The 6,776-nt window shown below is 72.7% G+C and carries 1 protein-coding gene and 1 pseudogene; both read right to left on the reverse strand.

Going from position 1 to position 6,776, the window contains the following annotated elements; all coding sequences use genetic code 11:
• Positions 1–2,724 (reverse strand): annotated as a pseudogene (locus EAO76_RS44555) (type I polyketide synthase); the annotation flags it as partial.
• Positions 2,715–6,776, reverse strand: a 4,062-nt coding sequence (locus tag EAO76_RS44560) for a type I polyketide synthase (protein WP_187438629.1), incomplete at its 5' end; no start/stop codon positions are given. The pseudogene EAO76_RS44555 and the gene EAO76_RS44560, both read right to left, overlap by 10 nt.

The raw sequence follows: 6,776 nt of genomic DNA on the forward strand, positions 1-6,776 counted from the left end.
CTCATACCCCACCCCCGCCAACTCCCCATACAACCCCGACACATCAACCCGCACCGCACCCACCGGAGGCCACACCCCGACGGGGTCGGGGGTCTTTGTGGATCCATGGGCCAGGACACCGGTGGCGTGGCGCGTCCACGCCTCGTCGTCGTCACCGGCCTCCTCGGGCCGGGAGTACACGGCGATGGCGCGCCCGCCCGTGGTGTCCGGGGGTTCCACGGCCACCTGCAGGTGCACGGCGCCCGTGTCGCGCAGCACGAGGGGCGCTTCCAGGGTGAGTTCTTCGAGGGTGTCGCAGCCGGTCTCGTCGCCCGCGCGCAGCGCCAGTTCGACGAAGGCGGTGCCGGGCAGCAGGACCGTCCCGGCCACCGCGTGGTCCGCGAGCCACGGATGGCTCTGCAGGGACAACCGCCCCGAGAACACCGAGGAGCGCGTGCCGGCGAGTCCCACGACCGCGCCGAGCAGGGGGTGCTCGGCGGCGGTGAGGCCCGCGGCGGACATGTCGGCGGTCCGCCGGACCGGCTCCAGCCAGTACCGGCTGCGCCGGAAGGCGTACGTGGGCAGCTCGACCGACCGGCGTGTCGGGGGCAGCAGCTGCCCCCAGTCGATGTCCACGCCGTGGGCCCATGCCCGGCCGAGCGAGCGCAGGAAGCGTTCCCGGCCGCCCTCGCCGCGGCGCAGCGACGGCACGGTCACCGCGTTCGGGGCGGACGCGTCCTCGAAGGTCTCCTGCATTCCGATGGCGAGCACGGGGTGCGCCCCGCACTCGACGAACGTGGTGAAGCCGTCGGCGAGCAGCGTCCGGGTGGTCTTCTCGAACTCCACCGTCTGCCGCATGTTGCGGTACCAGTAGTCGGCGTCGAGCCCGGCGGTGTCGATGACCTCGCCCCGGACGGTGGAGTAGAAGGCGGTGTCGGAGGTGCGGGGGGCGATCGGGGCGAGCAGTTCGATCACCCGGTCGCGGATCGGTTCGACGTACCGGGAGTGCGAGGCGTAGTTCACCGCGATCCGGCGGCAGCGCACCCCGTCGGCCTCCAGCGTCCGGGCCAGTTCGTCCAGCCCCTCGGAGGTCCCCGAGACGACGGTGGACGACGGTCCGTTGATGGTCGCTATTTCGAGGTCGTCGGGCCGGCGTTCCAGGAGGGGGCGTACCCGGTCGACGGGCAGGGCGACGGAGAGCATGCCGCAGTGCCCGTCGATCTCGGTGATCGCCCGGCCCCGGAGCGCCACCACCAGGGCGGCGTCCTCCAGGGACAGGGCACCGGCGAAGGTCGCCGCGGCGATCTCGCCCTGCGAGTGGCCGACCACCGCGTCCGGTACGACGCCGAAGGACTGCCACAGCTCGGCCAGTGAGACCATCACCGCCCACAGGGCCGGCTGGACCACATCCACCCGCTCCAGGAGTTCGGCGCCCTGTTCGGTGAGCAGGACGTCCAGCAGGTCCCACTCCACGACCGGCGCCAGAGCCCGCGCGCACTCCTCCAACCGCGCCCGGAAGACCGGCGAGTCGGCGTACAGATCCGTTGCCACACCTGTCCAGTGGGAGCCCTGTCCGGGGAAGACGAACACCGTCTTCCCGGAGGCCGGGGCCCCTTCCATGGGAGTGTCCGGGTCGGCGAGGTCCCGCACGGCGCGCAGGAGTTCGTCGCGGTCGGTGCCGACGACGACCGCCCGGTGATCGAAGGCCGTACGGGCATGCACCAGCGCGGACCCGACCGCGACCGGGTCCAGCTCCGGCCGCTCGGCGACGAAGTCGGCCAGCCGGGCAGCCTGTTCCCGCAGCGCCGCATCGCTCCGGGCCGACAGCACCCACGGCACCGGGCCCTCGTCGGTGGCCGTTTCGTCCGGCTCCCCGTTCCCCGCCGGGGCCTGTTCCAGGATGAGGTGGGCGTTCGTGCCGGAGATACCGAACGAGGAGACCGCGGCCCGGCGCGGACGGTCCAGCTCCGGCCAGGAACGGGACTCGGTGAGCAGTTCCACGCCTCCCGACGCCCAGTCCACGTGACCGGTCGGCTCCTGCACGTGCAGGGTCTGCGGGAGCACTCCCCGGCGCAGGGCCATCACCATCTTGATGACGCCACCGACACCGGCAGCCGCCATGCTGTGCCCGATGTTCGACTTCAACGACCCCAGCCACAAGGGCTGTTCGGGCGTGTGCTCCTGACCGTACGTGGCCAYCAGCGCCTGCGCCTCGATCGGATCACCGAGCCTGGTACCGGTGCCGTGCGCCTCGACCACATCCACGTCCGCACCCGTCAGACCCGCATTCGCCAGCGCCTGCCGGATCACCCGCTGCTGCGACGGACCATTCGGCGCCGTCAGACCATTGCTGGCACCGTCCTGATTGACCGCACTGCCCCGCAGCACCGCCAGGACCTCGTGCCCGTTGCGCCGCGCGTCCGACAACCGCTCCAGCACCACCACCCCGACACCCTCGCCCCACGCCGTCCCGTCCGCATCCGACGAGAACGCCCTGCACCGCCCGTCCCCCGACAACCCCTGCTGACGCGAGAACTCCACGAACATCCCCGGCGACGCCATCACCGTCGCCCCACCCGCAAGAGCAAGCCCGCACTCACCACTGCGCAACGACTGCGCCGCCAGATGCAACGCCACCAACGACGCCGAACACGCCGTGTCCACCGTCACCGCCGGACCCTCAAGACCCAACGCATAAGCAACCCGACCCGACGCCACACTCGCCGTCGTCCCCGTCAGGAGATATCACCGAGCCGGGTCCCCGTCCCAGTCCCATGCCCCTCGACCACATCCACATCCAGCGACGACAGACCACCACTCGCAAGAGCCCGCAGAATGACCCGCTCCTGCGACGGACCGTTCGGAGCAGTCAGACCATTGCTCGCACCGTCCTGATTGACCGCCGAACCCCGCACCACCGCAAGCACCTCGTGCCCACACCGCCGCGCATCCGACAACCGCTCCAGAACCAGCACCCCCACACCCTCGGCCCAGGCAGTACCGTCAGCACCCTCCGAAAAAGCCTTGCACCGACCATCCACAGCCAGCCCACCCTGACGACTGAACTCCACGAAAACACCATGGCTGGACATGACGGTCACACCGCCGGCCAGGGCCAGATCGCACTCACCGCCGCGCAGGGCCTGCGCGGCCAGATGCAACGCGACCAGGGACGACGAACAGGCCGTGTCCACACTCACCGCCGGACCCTGGAGTCCCAGGGTGTACGACAGACGCCCGGAGACCACGCTCGGCGCGGTTCCGATGAAGCGGTACGGCTCCGCGCTCTCCGGCACGGCGCCGAGACGCGAGAGGTAGTCGCTGTACATCACACCGCTGAACACACCGGTATGGCTGCCGCGGAGGGAGGTGACGGGGATTCCGGCTCGTTCGAGGGCCTCCCAGCTGGTCTCCAGGAGGAGCCGCTGCTGCGGGTCCATGCCGACCGCCTCGCGCGGACTGATCCCGAAGAACTCGGCATCGAAGAGATCGGCGTCGTGCAGGAAACCGCCGTGGCGGGTGTAGGACGTGCCGGGCTTGTCCGGGTCGGGGTCGTACAGCGTCTCGACGTCCCAGCCCCGGTTCTCGGGGAACGGGCTGATCGCGTCGGTCCCGTCGGCGACCAGGCGCCACAGGTCCTCGGCCGACGTCACGTCGCCGGGGTAGCGGCAGGCCATGCCGACGATGACGATCGGGTCGTCCTCGCCCTCCTTGCCCGCCGCCACTGCCGCCCGGGCCTGGTCGGTTGCCTCCTCGTCGGCCGGCTCGGCCGGGCGGATCCGCTCCGTGAACAGCTCGACGAGGGCGGCCGGGGTGGGGTGGTCGAAGACCAGGGTCGCGGGCAGCGGGATGCCGGTGGCCGAGCTGAGCCGACCGCGCAGCTCCACGGCGGCCAGCGAGTCCATGCCCAGTTCCTTGAACGGGGTGGCGGCGTCGACAGCGGAGGCGTCCGCCATGCCGAGGACGGCGGCCACCGAGGAGCGGACGAGCTCGGTCACGGCGGTACGGCACTCGCGGGCCGACAACAGGGCCATGCGCTCCTGCCAGGAGGCGGCGGTGCCGGCCGCCGTGGCCGCGCGGCGCCGGCCGCCACGCGTGAACCCGCGCAGCAGCGCCGGGACGGCGGCCGCCCGGTCGGGGTCGCGCAGGACCTTCGGGTCGAGCGCCGTCGGGACGAGCAGCGGGTCGCCGTGGCCGAGGGCCGCGTCCAGGAGCGCGAGACCGTGCTCGGCGGAAAGGCCGGTGACGCCCTGGCGTGCCCAGCGGGCGCGGTCGGCCGCGGTCAGGCCCGCTGCCATGGAGTCCGGGGACTCCCAAAGGCCCCAGGCAAGGGAGGTGGCGGGCAGGCCGAGGGCGTGACGGTGCTGGGCCAGTCCGTCGAGGAAGGCGTTGGCCGCCGCGTAGTTGCCCTGTCCGGCGCTGCCGAGGAGGTGGGCGACGGAGGAGAACAGGACGAATGCCGCGAGGTCGTGGCCGCGGGTCAATTCGTGCAGGTGCCAGGCCGCGTCGGCCTTGGGACGCAGCACGTCGTCCACGTGTGCCGGGGTGAGGTTCGCCAGGGTGGCGTCGGCCAGTACGCCGGCGGTGTGGAACACGCCGGTCAGCGGGTGCTGTGCCGGGACGGTGGCCAGGAGGTCGGCGAGGGCCGTGCGGTCGGCCGCGTCGCAGGCGACGACGGAGACTTGCGCACCCGCCTCGGCGAGCTCGGCGACCAGGGCCTCGGCGCCGTCGGCGGCCATGCCGCGGCGGCTGGTGAGCAGCAGGTGGCGTACGCCGTGCCGGTGCACCAGGTGTCGGGAGAGCAACCGGCCGAGACCTCCGGTGCCTCCGGTGATCAGGACGGTTCCGTCGGGGTCGAGGGCGGTGGGCACGGTGTCCGGTGCGTCGGACCGCACCAGGCGGGGTACGTACGCCCGCCCGTCGCGTACGGCCCGCTCGGCCTCGTCGGCGACGGCCGCCGCAGCGGCGAACACGGCCTCGGCGGTACCGGGGGCGGCGGGGTCGTCGATGTCCAGCAGGACGAAGCGGTCGGGGTGTTCGTTGCGGGCGGACCGCAGGAGGCCGCGGACGGCGGCGCCCGGCAGGTCACGTACCTCGTCCCCGGCGGTGGCGGCGACCGCGTTCCGGGTCAGGACCAGGACGCGGGTGCGGATGAGGCGTTCGTCGGCGAGGACGCGCCGGGCAAGGGCCAGGACGTCGTGGACGGCCGTGCGGACCGCCTCCTCCGTGCCTCCGACGGCCGTGTCCGGGTGCTCGGTCGGCAGGCAGGGCACGGCCAGGACGTCGGGGGCCTCCGCTCCGGACCGCAGGGCGACGTCCAGGGCGTCAGGACCGGAATGTTCCTCGACGGTGGCTCCGGCCGTGGTGAGCCCCGGTGCGAGACCGGGGACCCGGTGGGCGTCGAGCACCGTCCAGCGGCTTCCCGCGACGGTCTCGGGGGATGCGGAGTCCGTGCCGCACGGTTGCCAGGCCACCCGGTAGAGGCCCTCGGGGACCGCGGGGGCACGCCGGGCGACGGCCGGAGCCTCGCGGAGCGTCACGGTGTCGATGGAGACGACCGGGGCGCCGCTCGGGTCGGTCGCCGCCAGGGCGACCCCGCTCTCGGCCGGGCTCAGCCGGACGCGCAGCGACGTGGCGCCGGTGGCGTGCAGGGTGACCCCGCCGAAGACGAACGGGAGGCGGAGCGCGGAGTCCGCGTCTCCGAGGAGGAGCGGGTGGAGCGCCGCGTCGAGGAGGGCCGGGTGCAGACCGTACGCGTCGGCCTCCTCGCGTTGTGTTTCCGGCAGCGACACCTCGGCGTACCAGTCGTCGCCCTGCCGCCACACGCCGTCCAGGCCGCGGAACGCGGGACCGTAGCCGTAGCCGATGCCGGTCAAGTTCTTGTAGACGTCGTCGTGCGGCTCGGCGTGCGCGCCCGGCGGCGGCCATGCCTCCGGGAACGCGGGCGTGGTGCCGCCTTCTTCGGAGAGGAGGCCAGAGGCGTGCCGGGTCCATGACTGCTCGTCGAACGCACCGGTCCCGGCGGTGTTCCCGGGAGCCCCGGCGCTTTCGGTCCTGGAGTGGACGGTCACGGGACGCTCGCCCGAGGCATCGGCCCGTCCCACGGTCACCTGGACGAGGACGGTGTCGTTTTCGGGGATGATCAGCGGCTCGTGGAGCACGAGTTCGCGCAGCCGGTCGCAGCCGGCGCGGTCGCCTGCGGCAGTCACCAGCTCGACGAGCGCGGTGCCCGGCAGCAGTGCCGTACCGGCGATGACGTGGTCGGCGGTCCATGCGTGGGTGCGGCGGGAGATCCTGCCGGTGAGCAGCAGGCCGTCCGCGTCGGCGAGTGCGGTCATGCCGTTGAGCAGCGGGTGCCCTGCGGAGCCGAATCCGTCGGCGCCGGGCGTGTCCAGCCAGTACCGGCGGCGCTGGAAGGGATGGGTGGGCAGGGTGACCCGGCGCCCGCCCGGGTGCAGGCGCTCCGGCGTGGCGGGGGAGCCGTGCACCAGAGCGTGGGCGAGGGCGGCGGTGAAGGTGCGGATCTCGGCGTGGCCGCGGCGCAGCAGCGATATGGCTCCGGTGCCGGGGGTGTCGTCGAGGCAGGTGTGGGTCATCGCGGACAGGACGGGGTCGGGACCGAGTTCGATGTAGCCGGTGACGCCGAGGTTCTGGAGTACCCGGACACCGTCGGCGTAGCGGACGGTGCCGCGCAGGTGGCGTACCCAGTAGTCCGGGTCCGAGAGTTCGTCGGTGGTGGCGAGAGTGCCGGTGACGTTGGAGACGAGAGGGACGGTCGGCCGGGCACAGGTGATTTC

This window comes from Streptomyces sp. sk2.1 (assembly GCF_008120935.1).
Taxonomy (GTDB): domain Bacteria; phylum Actinomycetota; class Actinomycetes; order Streptomycetales; family Streptomycetaceae; genus Streptomyces.